General features: G+C 60.4%; 10 protein-coding genes. 6 read left to right on the forward strand and 4 right to left on the reverse strand.

Features of this window, described 5'->3' with window-relative positions:
- Together LB543_RS26765 and LB543_RS26770 are read right to left on the reverse strand one after the other, a co-directional pair.
- Window positions 1–909: VCBS domain-containing protein (locus LB543_RS26765; RefSeq protein WP_224616283.1), on the reverse strand; the 909-nt coding region annotated here is incomplete at its 3' end.
- 732 nt (window positions 910–1,641) lie between these two features.
- Window positions 1,642–3,540 (reverse strand): recombinase family protein, encoded by a 1,899-nt coding sequence (locus tag LB543_RS26770; protein ID WP_224616284.1) that lies wholly within the window; start codon window positions 3,538–3,540, stop codon window positions 1,642–1,644.
- Window positions 3,541–4,302: 762 nt separating this feature from the next.
- Here LB543_RS26770 and LB543_RS26775 point away from each other — a divergent pair.
- From LB543_RS26775 to LB543_RS26800, 6 genes are all read left to right on the forward strand, one after another.
- Window positions 4,303–5,241 carry a LysR family transcriptional regulator gene (locus LB543_RS26775; protein WP_224616285.1) on the forward strand — a complete coding sequence of 313 codons (939 nt, stop codon included), beginning with the start codon at window positions 4,303–4,305 and terminating at the stop codon, window positions 5,239–5,241.
- 174 nt (window positions 5,242–5,415) lie between these two features.
- The gene (locus tag LB543_RS26780) at window positions 5,416–6,870 is read left to right on the forward strand and encodes a cytosine permease (RefSeq protein ID WP_224616286.1); all 1,455 of its coding nucleotides are present in this window, start codon (window positions 5,416–5,418) and stop codon (window positions 6,868–6,870) included.
- A gap of 102 nt (window positions 6,871–6,972) precedes the next feature.
- On the forward strand, window positions 6,973–8,346 hold the full coding sequence (gene allB / locus LB543_RS26785) for an allantoinase AllB (protein WP_224616287.1): 1,374 nt from the start codon (window positions 6,973–6,975) through the stop codon (window positions 8,344–8,346).
- 1 nt (window position 8,347) lies between these two features.
- Window positions 8,348–9,127 (forward strand): aspartate/glutamate racemase family protein, encoded by a 780-nt coding sequence (locus tag LB543_RS26790; RefSeq protein WP_140761733.1) that lies wholly within the window; start codon window positions 8,348–8,350, stop codon window positions 9,125–9,127.
- The gene (gene alc, locus LB543_RS26795; RefSeq protein WP_224616288.1) at window positions 9,124–10,377 is read left to right on the forward strand and encodes an allantoicase; all 1,254 of its coding nucleotides are present in this window, start codon (window positions 9,124–9,126) and stop codon (window positions 10,375–10,377) included. The genes LB543_RS26790 and alc overlap by 4 nt, the downstream gene beginning before the upstream one ends.
- 724 nt (window positions 10,378–11,101) lie before the next feature.
- Window positions 11,102–12,448 carry an IS5 family transposase gene (locus LB543_RS26800; RefSeq protein WP_224616289.1) on the forward strand — a complete coding sequence of 449 codons (1,347 nt, stop codon included), beginning with the start codon at window positions 11,102–11,104 and terminating at the stop codon, window positions 12,446–12,448.
- A 243-nt stretch (window positions 12,449–12,691) separates the two neighbouring features.
- Here LB543_RS26800 and LB543_RS26805 read toward each other — a convergent pair whose 3' ends face one another.
- Window positions 12,692–13,198, reverse strand: a complete 507-nt coding sequence (locus tag LB543_RS26805) for a hypothetical protein (protein WP_224616290.1) — start codon at window positions 13,196–13,198, stop codon at window positions 12,692–12,694.
- Window positions 13,199–13,663: 465 nt separating this feature from the next.
- Window positions 13,664–15,115: an SMODS domain-containing nucleotidyltransferase gene (locus LB543_RS26810; protein ID WP_224616291.1), complete on the reverse strand. Its 1,452-nt coding sequence runs from the start codon at window positions 15,113–15,115 to the stop codon at window positions 13,664–13,666.
- Between the last annotated feature and the right edge of the window lie 6 nt (window positions 15,116–15,121).

The raw sequence follows: 15,121 nt of genomic DNA on the forward strand, positions 1-15,121 counted from the left end.
CGGCGTGTGGGCATCCTCGGTGACCGCGCCCACAAGAGTGGCTGCGCCAATCACCGGCGCGTCGTTGGTGCCGGTGATGGTGATGACCACGTCGCGGGTGATGACGCCGCCGTGCTGGTCGTTGAGGGTAACCGTATAGGTCTCGTGCACGGTCTGGCCGGCGGCGAGCTGGTTGAGCGCCGAATCGGCGGCGGTGAAGGTCCAGGTGATCAGGCCGCCGGCGCCGCTGCCGGTGGTGTCGGCGGTCTTGACCGCGGTGAGCGAGCCGAGCTGGCCGGTGTAGTCGGTGCCCTTGAAAACCGCCGAAACCAGATGCACGTCGGTGAGGTCGACGTCGCCAAAGGCGATCGTGCCGGCGGCGGTCTCGGTCGGCGTGTGGGCATCCTCGGTGACCGCGCCCACAAGAGTGGCTGCGCCAATCACCGGCGCGTCGTTGGTGCCGGTGAACTGAATGGACGCGGTAGCCCAGCTCAGAGTGCCATTACCGAGCTGAATGGCATAAGTCACCTTGTCGGTGAGAATCTGCCCCACCGCAAGCGCCTGAATTTGCGCGTCGATATCTGACCTATTGTAATGGATTGTACCATCGGAGCTGATCCAGATACGGGCGCCCAGGAGGCTTGTGTCGGCGGTCGCCATGGGCACGGCGAGCGCTGCACTATCACTGGTATATGTTGCATCACGGATGAGCAGGTCCGTCGGAGCAGGTGTTCTTGTTGTTGTCGACGCACTAACTGCGTTGTCGATCGAGTAGAGCTGCTTCGCCGCTCCTCCTAGATCATTCGCCATTACATTCAGGACAAGGACGCCATTTCCATCTTCAGGGAAGGTAAAGACGTCATCCTGAGCCTGTGGTGTATTTGAGAACGAGGCGGTGGTTCCACCGGCGCCCGAGATCTGAGTAGCCATTTTTCCCCACCCTTGTTGTTTACGACAGACCGCCCCCACGTCTGTCGACCGTATTGACCAGCCGCTTCTTGCCGAAAATCGTTGCGCCCGACTTGCAGAATCAGGCAGACGTCAGTGCTGCAGCACATCCAAGGGCCTCAACCCGAGCGTCCTGCGACGGCAAGCGACACGGCGCAGCCGTTCGGACGGGTTATGGCCCTGCGGAGATGGCTGCGGCGATGCGAATCGCCGCGCTGCCTGTTCCCAAGCCCCAATAGCGTCGTTCAACCCGCTGTTGCCTATCCGCAACAATTTTATTCGACGCTTATATTAGGAGATTATTAACTTACTTGGACAAGGCGTCAACATCCAACATGAGCGAACGGTTAACGGTGGGAACACAAGCGTGAGTTCGCCGCTTTTGAAGATTGGCATCGGCCTCACTTCCAGCAGGCAATCCGAAGGGAACAGGTGTTCCCCGGCTACTTCCGCCTTGAGGACGGGAAGTTCGAATCGCTGAAGCGCCATCTTGGCGTTCAATAGGGGCAAATGATCGGCCCTCGCGAAGTCGAGGGCTTGCGCAGAATTTGCTGCGAAGTCGAAGGCGTAGCTGCGTGGCTTGTCCATGACCATGCTGAAGGGTGCGCGCACATACGCGATTCTGGCCGGTAAGGCCCCAGATCCTCGATACAGCGCCGCAATGCGGTTCAAGCGAACCGGATGTAAGCCGCCAAACTCGCCGAGAACGTTCCGTTAGCAGACGATTTCTACAACAGCGCTGTATTGACGGTAGCCCTCTCCCGCTACCACCATTCCCCCCGCTCCTTTGACGCCGTGGGGGAAGGCACCCTCGCCCAAGAGTGCCGTTAACCGCCCAGCGATTTCGACTTCGACGCCGCCGATCCTCGCTGAATCTCGAAACACCGTGACGGTTTCGACCAAGTCACGCATTGCCTCTGCACATTCGGAATCGCCAGAAGCAATGCCCTTAGCAAGCCCGGTCTGAAGTTGGTTTAGTTGTTCCTCGTAGCGAGCGAGCACCGCAGGGTGCAGCGCGATTACTCCCGTAGCGGCGGGCACCCGATCAAGCTCGGCCATGATGCACTTACGCTCTTCATTCAGCGTTGTTGATTGCGGTCCCAGCACGGCTGGGTCGCCATGGCCCTTGGCAATGGCGTTGACCAGGCGCTCGATCTCCCGAGTTAGTTCTTCAAGCCGTCGCTCCAAACGCGTGCGCCTGGCGTCGGTATCGGCTGCCAAGCGCTTCCGTTCTTCATGGTAGGTCTGGACGTACTGGGCAATCACTTTAGGGTGACGCAACTCGGTCCTAAGCCCGTTCAGAACTGCAGTTTCGACCGTATCCAAATAAAAGGTCTTGGGATCGGCGCATGTTCCGCTTTCTGTCGCGGCGGAACAGCGGATGCGAATGCGCTTGGACTTGTCCACGCCTTTTGACGACATTCCCGCACCACAGGCACCGCACCTCAGGAGCCCCGTCAACATGTGCCGTGGTCGGCGCTGATGACTTGGATGAGTGGTTGCACGCGCCTTCTTACGTGCTTGTGCTGCGTCGAATACGTCGGACGAAACAATTGCGAGGTCGGGTACTGCGACTACTCGCCATTCACCCTTGGGATTTGGGCGCGAGACACGTTTCCCCGTGTCAGGATCCTTGATCATTCTGACCCTGTTCCAGATCATGCGGCCAGCATAAAGCTCATTGTGAAGCACCCCCGTCCCTCTTTGCACATTTCCATTGATAGTGGAGGCATTCCAAGCGCGGCCACGAGGCGGTGGGATGTGGTCGCAATTGAGTTTGTAGGCGATGTCACGCGGGGTCTGTCCACCGACATACTCTCTGAAGATACGACGCACGATCTCCGCTTCGTCCTCGGCGATCAGCCGCTTTCCAGGATCGCCGAGCACATAGGAGTAGCCATAGGTTAATCCACCGGCATGAAGCCCCTTATTGACTCGACCGGCCTGGCCCCGACGGACTTTGTGAGCGATGTCCTCCCGGTAGAGTTGGCCAACAAGACCGCGTAGGCCGACCAAGACCGTGTTCACGACGCCTTCGTGGACGGCACGAATTTCGATACCTAGAAATGAAAGCCGTTTGTGAATACCCGCAAGGTCTTCCATGTCGCGCGAGAGCCGATCAAGTGCCTCTACGACGAGCACGTCGAATTCGTGCTCACGCGCTTTGTCCATGAGGTGAAGTAAACCGTCACGGCCCAGGACGGAGCCACCGGAGCGTGCTCTATCGTCAAAAGTTGCGACAACGTTCAACCCCTCACGCTCTGCGTATGCACGGCATAAAGCTAGCTGATCGTCTATCGATCGCTCATTCTGGAGGTCGGTTGAGAAGCGTGCGTAGATCGCGGTCCGATTCATGGTAAGTTTTCTCGGCCTGTTCACGTGCATGGTCTTCCCGGGCCGCTTGGCGAGCGAGAGCGCTTGCAAGGCGCAGAATCGCCCGGTCGGGTGCCACCATTGCAGGAACAGCTTGCGACGGCGCAAAAATGGCGGGGAGCAGAATACCCCGAACGATTGCGATCGGCAGGATGGCTGGCGGCCATCAAGTATGCCAAGAAAATGTAGCTCCTCCATGTGGTCAACGATGGAAACTTCATTGGTTACCTGGTCGGCCAAGAGGTAGCCTCCGGATGACAATGGTCCAGCTCCCAGAAGAAAGAGTGTACGAACGCAGCCCCTGCTAAATGCATGGAAGTTTGGTTCGTTCCTCGCGCTGAGGACAACTCTTCGGAGGTTCTGCTCAGGCGGCGAATCTGTCATCGACAGAGTGTGCGCCCCGCGCCATTCTTCTGCGGGAAGGCCGTGGGCCGGCAGTTGACGCCCGGAGTGCTTCAAGCATCCAGCAACGATCGAGGACCTGCCATGACCAAATCCGCCCGTCTCTCAGCACGCCAATCGGAGCACAAAAGGCGAACATGGTCCGTTTTCGAGGTCAATAGCGCTAGCTCCGTTCCGCGGCTCCGGTGAGCATTATCAATGGCTGGGATGGGGCCGAAGTCGGCTAGGCAGCTTTCAAGAACTGGGCCTGCCAAAGCAGACATTTAGGTCGGCCGGTGTCTGGACTGACCCGCTGCAGACAGTGGGTCAAAATCGGCACAAAGATTTCCAATTCGTGATGTGAGCCCTCTCTTCCGAACTAACTAACCTCCCTTGGCCGAGTTGGACTGGTTGGACGACCGTGGGCCGACTACCTCGCACCAGTCCGTCGAGTCTCCCGATCGCCCGTGACGCGCCGCAACTTCGATGCGTTGCCGCCTGCCATTTCAACCCTTAAACTGGCGTAGGTTCTAGTCCGCCCTTTCGGGTGTGCTTGCAAAGGACGTCGGCGTGAAAAAGGTTGGCTGAAGGCGCGATAGCTAAACATCAGGGGGCAAGCCATTGGGGCGCAAGCAAGCGGATGCGACGGTGCGGGACCTGCAGTTCGCCAGAAATCTTGACTGGAACCTGCTCAAATTCTTCCATGAGATAGCTATTGCCCACAGCGTCACCAAAGCGGCGCAGGAGCTCAACCGCAAGCAGCCGGCGTTGAGCCTCGCTCTACGGCGGCTAGAGGAGCGGCTGGGTGTGAAGCTATGCCATCGCGGCCCGGGCGGCTTCGAGCTGACCGAAGAGGGGCGCATTCTGTCCGAGAGCTGTCGGGAATTTACCGGCGCGATCCGCGAAATCCCCGCCCGCTTGTCCGACATCAAGGCCGAAATTCGCGGTCACCTGCGGGTCATGCTGGTCAGTAATCTCGTTGCCCCGCCGCTCGACCACGCGATCGCTGCGTTCCATGCCAAATATCCCGCCGTCGAACTCATCGTCGAGGTTGCAGCTTGGACCGAGGTGGTCAATTCACTGATCCAGCACAGGATCGATGTCGGCATTTCGCCGTCGCGGGTCAAACGCGCCGAGCTTGCCTATCTGCATCTGTTCACCGAGGTGCACCGGCCCTATTGCGGTCGCCCGCACCGGCTTTTCGGCAAGCGCGTTGCCGATCCGGCCGATCTGGCGAGCGAAACCTTCGTGCTCACCGGCGCTGACGAGGGTGACGAACTCACCCAGTTCCGGTTGGAGCACGGCCTTGGCCGCAACATCGCCGGCATGTCGGACCATCTGGAGGAGGCCAAGCGGCTCGCGGTGCTCGGCATCGGCCTCTGCTTCCTTCCGGAGGGCTACGCCCAGCCCGATGTCGATGCCGGGCGGCTATGGCCGCTGCTTACGGGTGCCGACGTGCCGCGCAACAACATGTTCGTGGTCACCGATCCGCAAAGCCCATCCCACACGGCGCGAGAGCTGTTTCTCGCCGAGATGGTCGACCAGACACGGCTGGCGTGAAGATGCATTGATTTGATTAATGCATCACGTTCGTTCTTTGGGCGTTGTTGCCGAAGAACGGGCGTTCCAAGGTCAAGCATGGCGACATTGCATCGGTCTCGTTGATGCTGCCGTTAAGGCAAGGCGCGAGCAGCGTGTCGACCAGGGGAACAACCTCGCAAAGGGGATATTTAGATGACCTTGCAAACTCCGACATCGCCACGGCAATCGTTGCCGAACGACGCTGAGCCAGCAGTTGCTGACGGCGTCGAGACCATCCTGTCCGTCACGGAGGCGGACATTGCCGACTATACCGAATCTGTCGTGCCGCAGGAAAAGCGGCGCTCGAACTTCCGCATGTTGGCTCAGTTCCTGTCGATGCAGGCGGTGTTCGGCACCGTGCTCGTCGGCTACGGCGCCCGGTTCCAAGGTCTTACCCTTTCCGAACTGACGGTGGCGATGCTGATAGCGGCCGCCGTGATGAGCCTCTACTGCATCGGCTCCGCCAATGCCGGCGCCGTCACCGGCCAGACCCATTCGGTCATGGCGCGCAGCATCTTCGGCACCATCGGTAGCGGCCTGGTCTCGCTGCTCTTGATTGTCAACGGCATGGCCTTTTACCTGTTCACAGTGAAGTTCATCATCGACATCGCCGGCGGGCTGATGACGGTGCCGGCGGTCGGCGCCATCACCGCGCTCCTGGCCATCGTCATGATCATCAACACCTATTTCGGTTTCGAGGGCGTGCAACGCTTCGCCCAGTTCGTTGCCGTGCCGGTGATCCTGGTGTGGGGAATCTTCGCCACCATCCTGGCCTTCACCACCGTATCCAGCAGCGTGCTGGCGGCGGTGCCGCATGTCGATTCGAAAACCGGGATGATCATGGTCATTGGCAGCATGGTCGGTTTATCGACCTGGGGCAACGAGCCGGACTTCTTCCGCTATGCGAAGGCAGGCCGCGCCGCGTGGTGGAATATCCCGACCATTGTCATTTCGTACCTGGTCGGTGCGCTCTTGTTCCCAGTCATGGGGTATATGATCGCCGCCTTGTCCAACCAGCCGGATTTCGGCCCGAGCATCAGCTATTTCGTCAACTTCACCATGTTCGGCAGCGCGCTGCTCGGCATCATCGTCATCGTCATCAACCAATGGGCGGTGCAGGATGGCAACCTCTATATCGCTGTCAATGGCGCGCAGAACGTCCTTTCTGGTATCCGCGGCTGGAAGCGCCAGTACACGGTCGTTGGCCTTGGCCTGATCGCCTCGGTGCTGACCTTCTACCTGCCTAACCTGCAGGACACGTTCAACCTGACAACCAGCATCGGCTCGACGACCGTGCCTGTGGCCAGCACGATCATGGCCATCGACCTGTTCCTGCTGCCATGGCTGTTCGGCATCAAGCGGCCGATGTTCCGCGTCGCCAACTGGAGCGAGCTTGGCATCGCCAACTGGCCGGGCGTCATCGCGCTCGCTGCCGGAACGCTGGTCGGCGTCTACACAGCGGGCCTGATCCCGATGCTCAACAGCGACTATGTCGGCTTCCCGGCGCTGCAGTCCTGGCTGACCGGCGCGGTCGTCTATCTGATCGGCGTGACACTCGTCCACAAGCGCGCGAACGTGAAGGCGCTGCTCGGCTTCGCCAGCATCTGAGTAGGCGTGACTATCCGGAGGCCGCGACTGGCCTCTGGACAACGGTCCTAAAGCCCCACATTCCAAAGTTCGTCGCGGTAGGCCGCGCGGGGAGGAATTGCCATGACATCCCTCGATCTCATCATCCGGGCACCGCGTGCCGTCCTCCCTGATGGCGAGCGCGCCGTCTCGGTCGGCGTTGCCGGCGGGAGGATCGTCAGCATCGGAGCGCTCGACGCCCCCGCCAACGCCAAGGAAACGGCCAGGCTCGATCTCGACACCGTGCTCTTGCCTGGGCTCGTCGACAGCCACGTCCATATCTGCGAGCCTGGCAACACCAAATGGGAAGGCTTTTTGACAGCGACCCGCGCGGCAGCAGCCGGCGGCATCACCACCCTGATCGACATGCCGCTGGACAGCGTTCCGACGACGGTGACACTCGACGCACTCGCCGCCAAGCGCGCCGCCGCCGAAGGCCAGTGCCATGTCGACGTCGGGTTCTGGGGCGGCGCCATCCCGTCGAATCTTGCCGATCTGCCGAAGCTGCATGCCGAGGGTGTGTTCGGCTTCAAGTCCTTCCTCTGCGACACCGGCACCGGGGATTTTCCCGGCATCACGCCTCAACATATGCGAAAGGTGATGGATGTGGTGGCCGGGCTCGGCTCGCTCTTTATCGTCCACGCCGAGAGCGCAGAGGCGATGGCCTCCATGCCCGATCTTCATACGCGCCGCTATGTCGACTATCTCGCCTCGCGCCCAAAGGGCATCGAGAACCTGGCGATCGCCGAGGTCATCGAGGCAGCGCGCGCCAGCGGCGCCCGCGCGCACATTTTGCACCTGTCCAGCGCCGACGCGCTGCCTATGCTTGCCTCGGCCATCGCAGACGGCGTTAAGCTCAGCGTCGAGACCTGCCCGCACTACCTCACGCTTTCGGCCGAGGCGATCGGCGACGGCGAGACCGCCGCCAAGGTTGGCCCGCCGGTCCGCGAAGCGGCTAACCGCGAGAAGCTCTGGGCCGGAGTTGCCGAGGGCACGCTCAGCATGATCGTCTCGGATCATTCTCCTTGCACGCCCGCGATGAAGGAGCCGGTGTCAGGTGATTTTGGCACCGCCTGGGGCGGCATCTCCTCGCTGCAGCTCGGCCTGTCGCTGGTCTGGAGCGAGGCGCACCAGCGCGGCCTTTCGCTGGTCGAGGTTGTGCGCTGGATGGCCGAGCGCCCCGCTGCCCTTGCCGGGCTTTCGCACAAGGGCCGCATCGCGCCCGGCTGCGACGCCGATTTCGCCGTGTTCTCACCCGATGCCGAGTTCGTCGTGGATGCGGCGAGCCTGCATCATCGCCATCCTATCACGCCCTATGCCGGCAGGCCGCTGAGAGGCGTCGTGCAGGAGACTTTCCTGCGCGGCCACCGCATCGATCTGTTTGGCCGGCCGCGCGGCGCGCTGATCGCAAAGGACGCATCAGCTGCCCAGCCCCAAGAATTGAGAAGGAGCGCCTGAAATGAAGATCCTCGTCGTCAACGTCAACACCAGCCAGTCCATGTCCGATGTCATCGACGTCGCCGCCAAGGCCGCCGCCTCCGCCGGCACCGATATCATCACGCTGACACCGTTCTTCGGCCCCGAGGCCGTGGACTGCAATTTCGAGAGCTATATTTCGGCGGTCGCCGTCATGGACCGTGTGCTTGCCTATGATGAGCCGTTTGACGCGGTGGTCATGGCCGGCTTCGGCGAGCATGGCCGCGATGGGCTGCAGGAGCTTATCGACGAGCCGGTGTTCGAGATCTGCGAAGCGTCCGCCCATATAGCGATGATGATCGGCCGCAGCTATTCGGTCGTCACCACCTTGCAGCGCTCGGTGCCGCCGATCGAGGACAGGCTACGGCTCTCCGGCCTTGCCGACCGCTGCGCCTCGGTGCGGGCCAATGGCATGAGCACGCTTGAAGTCGACCAGAATCCGGCGGCCGCCATGCGCGCGATCGTCGACGAGGCGCGTAAGGCCGTGGAAGTGGACCATGCCGAAGTGATCTGCCTCGGCTGCGCCGGCATGGCCGGCCTGGAGGAGATGATCACCACCGAACTTGGCGTGCCTGTCATTGACGGTGTCGCCGCCGCCGTTCGGCTAGCCGAGGCAGTCGTTGGCCTCGGGCTGAAGACCAGCAAGGTCTCAACCTACGCCCGGCCGGACCCCAAGCAGATTTCCGGCTGGCCGCTGTCCGAGGCGCTGCGGCTCAAGGCGCGGCCGGTCGGTCTGGCGCTGCGCGCGGGAGGCCGGCGATGAACGTGATCGACAAGACCCCGGGCGAGGCTCAAGACGCCTATGCGATGCCAGAGCTGCGGGAAGATTTCGCGGCAGAGGTCGATCTCGCATCGCGATGGCTGGGCGGCAGCGTGCTTGCCGCCAGCGATGAATCCTTCGGTGAGAAGGAAAGCCTGTTGACGCCAACGCCGTCGGCCTTCGTGCCCGGCAATTACGGTCCGCGCGGCGAGATTGTCGATGGCTGGGAGACCAAGCGACGGCGAGGGCCTGGCCATGACTGGGCGTTGATCCGGCTGGGCGCGGCAGGCACCATCAGCGCCATCGATGTCGACACCTCCTTCTTCACCGGCAACTTCCCGACCACGTGCCGGATCGAGGCCTGCGGTGTCGAAGGCTATCCAGGCCCGAAGGCGTTGCAGGCCCTCGACACCGAATGGATCGAGATTGTGCCGCGCGCGCCGCTCAAGGGCGATACACACAACCGCTTCGAGGTGTCCGACCGCCGCCGCTTCACCCATGTCCGTTTGTCCGCCTTCCCGGACGGCGGCATTGCCAGGCTGCGCGTCCATGGACATGTCGTGCCGGACCCGCGCCTGTTCGATCGCCTGACCATCGACCTCGCCAGCCAGGATCATGGCGGCCAGGTGGTGACGAGCAGCGACGGCTTCTATACGTCCGCCGCGATGCTCAACCGACCGGACAAGGCGCGCAACATGGGCGATGGCTGGGAGACCCGTCGCCGCCGTGACGACGGCAACGACCACGCTGTCATCCGCCTCGCTCTGCCCGGCAAGATAAGGCTGGTCGAGATCGATACCGCGCATTTCAAGTACAACGCCTCGGCCGAAGCCGGGCTGTCCGGCGCCATTGGCGAGGCGATGCCAAGTGCCGACCACTGGACACCGCTGCTGTCGCGGCGGCCGCTTCAGCCTGATACGCGCCATGTCTTCGGGTTGCCCACCAACAACACGATCGTCTCGCATGTCAGGCTCGACGCCTATCCCGACGGCGGCATTTCGCGCGTCAGGCTGTGGGGCGAGGTCTGTCCGGCGGCGCGCCGTGTCGCCGGTTACCGCTGGTTCAACGCGCTGCCGCCGGGCCAGGCGAGGCATGTGGTGCTGGAGCAAGGCGTGTCGGCCAATCTCGCGGCCTGTCTGACGGCGTCTCGGCCACTGACCGTTGAATCGATCGGCGGGTTTGCCGATGGCGCGACGTCCGATGCGGCCGCTCTGGCGGCGCTGAACGGATTGCTGACCGGAGGTGCCACGTGACTGGCCCCTCATCCGCGATCCTGGGGAACGAGGCAGTGACCGGCAAGAAAACGCTTGTTGAGTTCCGCAAGTTGATTTTCGCAGCGATGGAATTTCGCTTCGGATCGTTCAGAACCTTTAGGCAGCGCTGATGCTTGGCAGGAAAAGTGCCTTCCTTCAATTTTGTCATTGGCCAAAAGCCGGCTCTAGCAAAAGCAAGAGGGTCGCGCGGATAGAGGCTGCAATTGGCGTAAGCGCGGTTTCCAGCGCGGTCGCCGGCAATGTCTGCTCAACGGCTGACATCAGGCACCTTTCATACAGGCAGATTTAGCGCCGTCTGCTGCCTTTCGGGTGTTGGCGCGAGAATAAGTGAAGCTGCCATTCTGGCAAACCGCTGCATCCAGCAGAGTGATATCGCTAAGGCGTTGCACGCGCATCGAAGCCCGCCAAGGCTTCTAGCGCCTCGGCAAGACCCACGACGCCAATCGTTGATTCTGCCTGTCAAGGTCCGGATTTCTCCGCCCACGTGGCTGGCACGTACACCACTTTATCTTGGAGCCTAGATCGTCGCCGGTGAACTATCCGCAAGGCTTTGATCTGGTTTCCTAATCGGTGAGGAATGCGGGAATAGCGTTGCAACATTTGCGGTGTCTGGTGGCCGTTTTCTTGCAATTCGATTTGACGATCCCCTTGTGCGCCGATGCGTGATTCACTCGTTTTGGCGGGCGAATCGAGGGGACGGCGAATGTCCAGGCCACGCGAGAAGCGCGAGACGGGAGAGCAGGACCTGTTCCGCTCCAGGCTCGATCAGATCATCAACATGAAGCACGAGTTGGTGCGGCTGGCGCAGGCGATCGACTGGCCGGTGCTGGAGGAGCGTTTCGGCGCGGTCTATTCGGACGGTCCTGGCATGCCGCCCTTGCCGACGCGACTGATGGCGGGCCTTGCGATCCTGAAGCACACTTTCGACTTGTCGGACGAGGAGCTGTGCGCCCGCTGGGTGGAGAACCCCTACTTCCAGTATCTGTGCGGTGAAGAGTTCTTCCGCCACGAGCTCTCCTTCGAGCGCTCATCGATGACGCGCTGGCGCCAGCGCATGGGCGAGGAGCCGATCACGGCGCTCCTGCAAGAAAGCCTGGCGGTGGCGGTCAAGAGCGGAGCGATGAAGCCGGCCGATACGCGCCGGGTGATCGTCGACACGACCGTGCAGCCGAAGAACGTGATGTTCCCCACCGACGCCAAGCTCGTCAATCGGGCGCGCGAGCGGCTGGTGCGGCTGGCCAAGAAGGCGGGGCTCGATTTGCGCCAGAGCTACGTGCGGGTCGGCAAGCTGGCGCTGATCAAGCACCAGCGCTACGCGCACGCCAAGCAGTTCAAACGGGCCAACAAGGCGCTGCGCAAGCTCAAGACCTATCTCGGCCGCACCATTCGCGACATCTCCCGCCGGATCACCGGCCAAACGGACCTCGAGGCGAGCTTCAAGTGGCCGCTCTACCAGGCCTCGGCGGTTCTGGAGCAACGTCAGCGCCAGCGCGGCCGCAAAATCTACAGCCTGCACGCCCATGAGGTCGAGTGCATCGGCAAGGGCAAGGCGCATGCCCCTTACGAGTTCGGCGTCAAGGTCTCGATCGCCACGACGCTCGAACGCTCGAAGGGCGGCCAGTTCGCCCTGCACGCTAAGGCACTGCCCGGCAATCCCTATGACGGCCATACGCTCGCGACCGTTATCCCCGACATGGAAAAGACCATCGGCAACGAAATCGGCCGCATCCTCGCCGACGCCGGATATCGCGGCCACAACGCACCTGAAAGCCACAAGCTCAGGGTCTTCACCGCCGGCCAGAAGCGCCGCGTCACACCTGCCATCAAGCGTCAGATGCGCAGGCGATCGGCAGTCGAACCCGTCATCGGCCACATCAAGGCCGAGCACCGCATGGGCCGCAACTACCTCGCCGGCGAACAGGGCGACGCCATCAACGCCATCCTCGCCGCCGCCGGCTACAACTTCTCGCTCCTGATCAAATGGTTCAGGCTGCTTTTGCGGCTTCTCATCACAGCACTCCAAAGCCGCCCCAGATTCAGCGCAGCCTGACCCACTTCATTGTTCACGGACGACTAGATCAATACGCCCGGGGGCCGCCCAGCGCAGTAAAAATTCGCTGCTATGAGGCTATATTCGCTCGACGAAAGGGTTAAGCGACTTGTGATAGTCGCCGCATCGAAGCTGTAGCTTTCTTCGTACGGAGCTATCATAGCAAAGTGAAGGGCACCACTCCTATCCTGGACAATCCGGCGACTCTATGAGGCGTGCGCTGCTCTGGTTCGTTTTGTAGACTTAAGCGCACCCCGGAAAGCTGCCGGCGACCTGGAACACAAAGCCGGCCAATATAAGGAATGCCGATACGTTGAGCGACTTTCGCTCAACAGAAAGTCCGAGGATAGATACCTCCTCGCCTGCCTTGAGGCTTCTTAGAGCGTCTGACCGGAGGCGACTGTGGTATCGTTCGGCATCCCGACTGAGGCGCAATTTCTCTTGGGATAACGTCCGTTGGACCTGCGCCGGGTTGCTTATTCGCAGATGTGCGAGTGAGGAATGAACCTCAAGGTCCATCTTAACCAAGGCCTCGGCCCTCTTTCGGTCTATGGCCTCTGCCTCGCTAGACGCCTTCTCCGCTTCCTGTCTGTGTTTTTCAGCGCGCTCCGTTAACTCGAGCTTCTTTTCGGCTGAAAGCCAAAGGGTGAAGAAACCGGCGATATCGAGGAGAAGGCCCAGCAGATTGAACCAATTGGAGCCGAACCCCACCAGGGTACATAGGAGGTGAAAATCGTCAACCTGTGACATGATTTAGGATACCAGCACTCTTGATCAGCCGTACTTGCGACCTAGCAATGGCCTCGAAGCTCTACGCGATCCAAGAGGTCGTGGTCCCCCTAAACGGCACCTCCAAATCGATGCCCACAATCTGGTCCGGTCCAAGTTCATTTACCGGTTGGTTTCCAAGCACTCTCCCGCTCACTTGGCCATGTAGGTGAAGTTCCCCGTGATTCACTACATTTCTTGAGACTTGGCCATGGACAATGGCGATGCCTCCTTGTTCAACTATCAACCCGCCAGATAATTGGCCCCAACATGTTAATTCGCCGCCCCTTTTGACGTATGTGGTGCCGGTGACTTGACCCTCCTGCCGGAATTCAGAGTCAACCACTAAATCTCCAATGTGCTGCATTACGTCGTCTCCTTTTCGATTGCGTCGCGTAGAGCTATCCCGCTGGTTCTACGGAGGCTCTTGTCGGGAAAGTTGCGGGCCTATTCGATCGCCACAAGAAAAGGTTCGCTTTTGCCAATTAAGACATTGCCGCGTTTCCGAACAACAAACGCTTCAGCCACATGGACCCCCCGATACTCAAGCTTCTCCCACCGTTCACCGCGCGTGCTCGAGCTGTAGAAGTCCCCGCGCAGTTGATTGCGGGCTTTGGCGACCCGGTCTGTATTGGTGATCCGCCACTGAACATCGTATTCTTCCCCAATCAACGGCAGCCCATTGGAGGTTGTTGCACGGAACTTGATCCAATGGTTCTCCGGGAGGAGATCCAGATTCTCGACGCTCTTTAGTCGATTGAAACCCTGAGACCCATATAGCTCGGCCTTGATTGTCACGGACATCGACGGACTGTCAGCGACTTGCCAAATCGGTCTGACCATATGAGGTAAGCGCCGGATGCTTTTGGGGACGACTATTGGACCATATCGCTGCAGAAGCGCTATCATGTCGCCGGTTGTATCTGAGAGCAATCCAAACACTTGGCGTGCGGTGGCCACCGCAGATTTCGCCACCTCCACGGCCTCCTCAAGAACAATATCCTTCGCAAACTCCTCGCCGAAGACCCGGCGCCATTTGCCTATACTCTCGTCACGATCCTCTTCCTCGTATGCGTCGTCGATCCAGCCGCGATAGCGATGAACAACATTGCGAAGATTGCGATACTGTTCATCTGAAAGATCCTCAGCGAAGTCCTCACCAAACAAGCAGGGATTATTCACGAACGGCTTGGCTTCCCGTGCTTGTAACCAATCGTCAAACCTACCAAACAGGGTCTTGAGTGCCGTAGGAACGTCGCCAACGCCTGCCGTGAATTGGTCTGCGATAGAAATTCGATCCCCCAGCAAAGTGGTGAGCAAGATCGACGGGCAAGTGAACGTTGTCTTGATGTCACGTAGATACTTGACCAGTCTTGTGACTTTTCGAAAGCTATTGCCGCCGGACCAAGCGTTCCGTTCAATCAGCCAGGCAGTGTATAGCTCCGGCTCGGAACGTTCGAAGGCGTTTGCGTCCCTGTTGCAAACTTCAATGCTGCCACTGAACAATCGGCCAACCACGCAAACCGCGACATCGATCTTCTTGTCGTTGGCATAGGTGATCGTGACGCAGTGCGACCATCGCCTCACCTTGTCGGTATAGACTGCGTTTTCCCTAAAAACGCGATACAGTTCGTTGATATAATCCTTAGGCTCCCAGCCTTCCACCGGCGCCACTAAGACCAGCAAATCCGCGTCAAATTCGCCGTAGTCGACCGGCTTGATGATCGTTTTGTGAGCCCAAGATCCCTGACCGGCCCATCGGATGATTTTCGGCTCCCAGTCGCTGGCCCTGACAAAGCTCTTGATAGCTTCGACGCTGGTCTCAAGGCTGTCGACTCGCGTCGAATTGAGATTTACCTCATCTTTGAGGAAATCCTTAAAAAGGTCGACGTGCTTCATTGATGG

The organism is Mesorhizobium sp. ESP7-2 (assembly GCF_020164715.1).
Lineage (GTDB): Bacteria > Pseudomonadota > Alphaproteobacteria > Rhizobiales > Rhizobiaceae > Mesorhizobium.

Coding starts and splice junctions, on each gene's coding strand:
- LB543_RS26810 (WP_224616291.1), bottom strand. CDS start 15,115: ATGAAGCACGTCGACCTTTTTAAGGATTTCCTCAAAGATGAGGTAAAT.
- LB543_RS26800 (WP_224616289.1), top strand. CDS start 11,102: ATGTCCAGGCCACGCGAGAAGCGCGAGACGGGAGAGCAGGACCTGTTC.
- alc (WP_224616288.1), top strand. CDS start 9,124: ATGAACGTGATCGACAAGACCCCGGGCGAGGCTCAAGACGCCTATGCG.
- LB543_RS26790 (WP_140761733.1), top strand. CDS start 8,348: ATGAAGATCCTCGTCGTCAACGTCAACACCAGCCAGTCCATGTCCGAT.
- allB (WP_224616287.1), top strand. CDS start 6,973: ATGACATCCCTCGATCTCATCATCCGGGCACCGCGTGCCGTCCTCCCT.
- LB543_RS26780 (WP_224616286.1), top strand. CDS start 5,416: ATGACCTTGCAAACTCCGACATCGCCACGGCAATCGTTGCCGAACGAC.
- LB543_RS26805 (WP_224616290.1), bottom strand. CDS start 13,198: ATGTCACAGGTTGACGATTTTCACCTCCTATGTACCCTGGTGGGGTTC.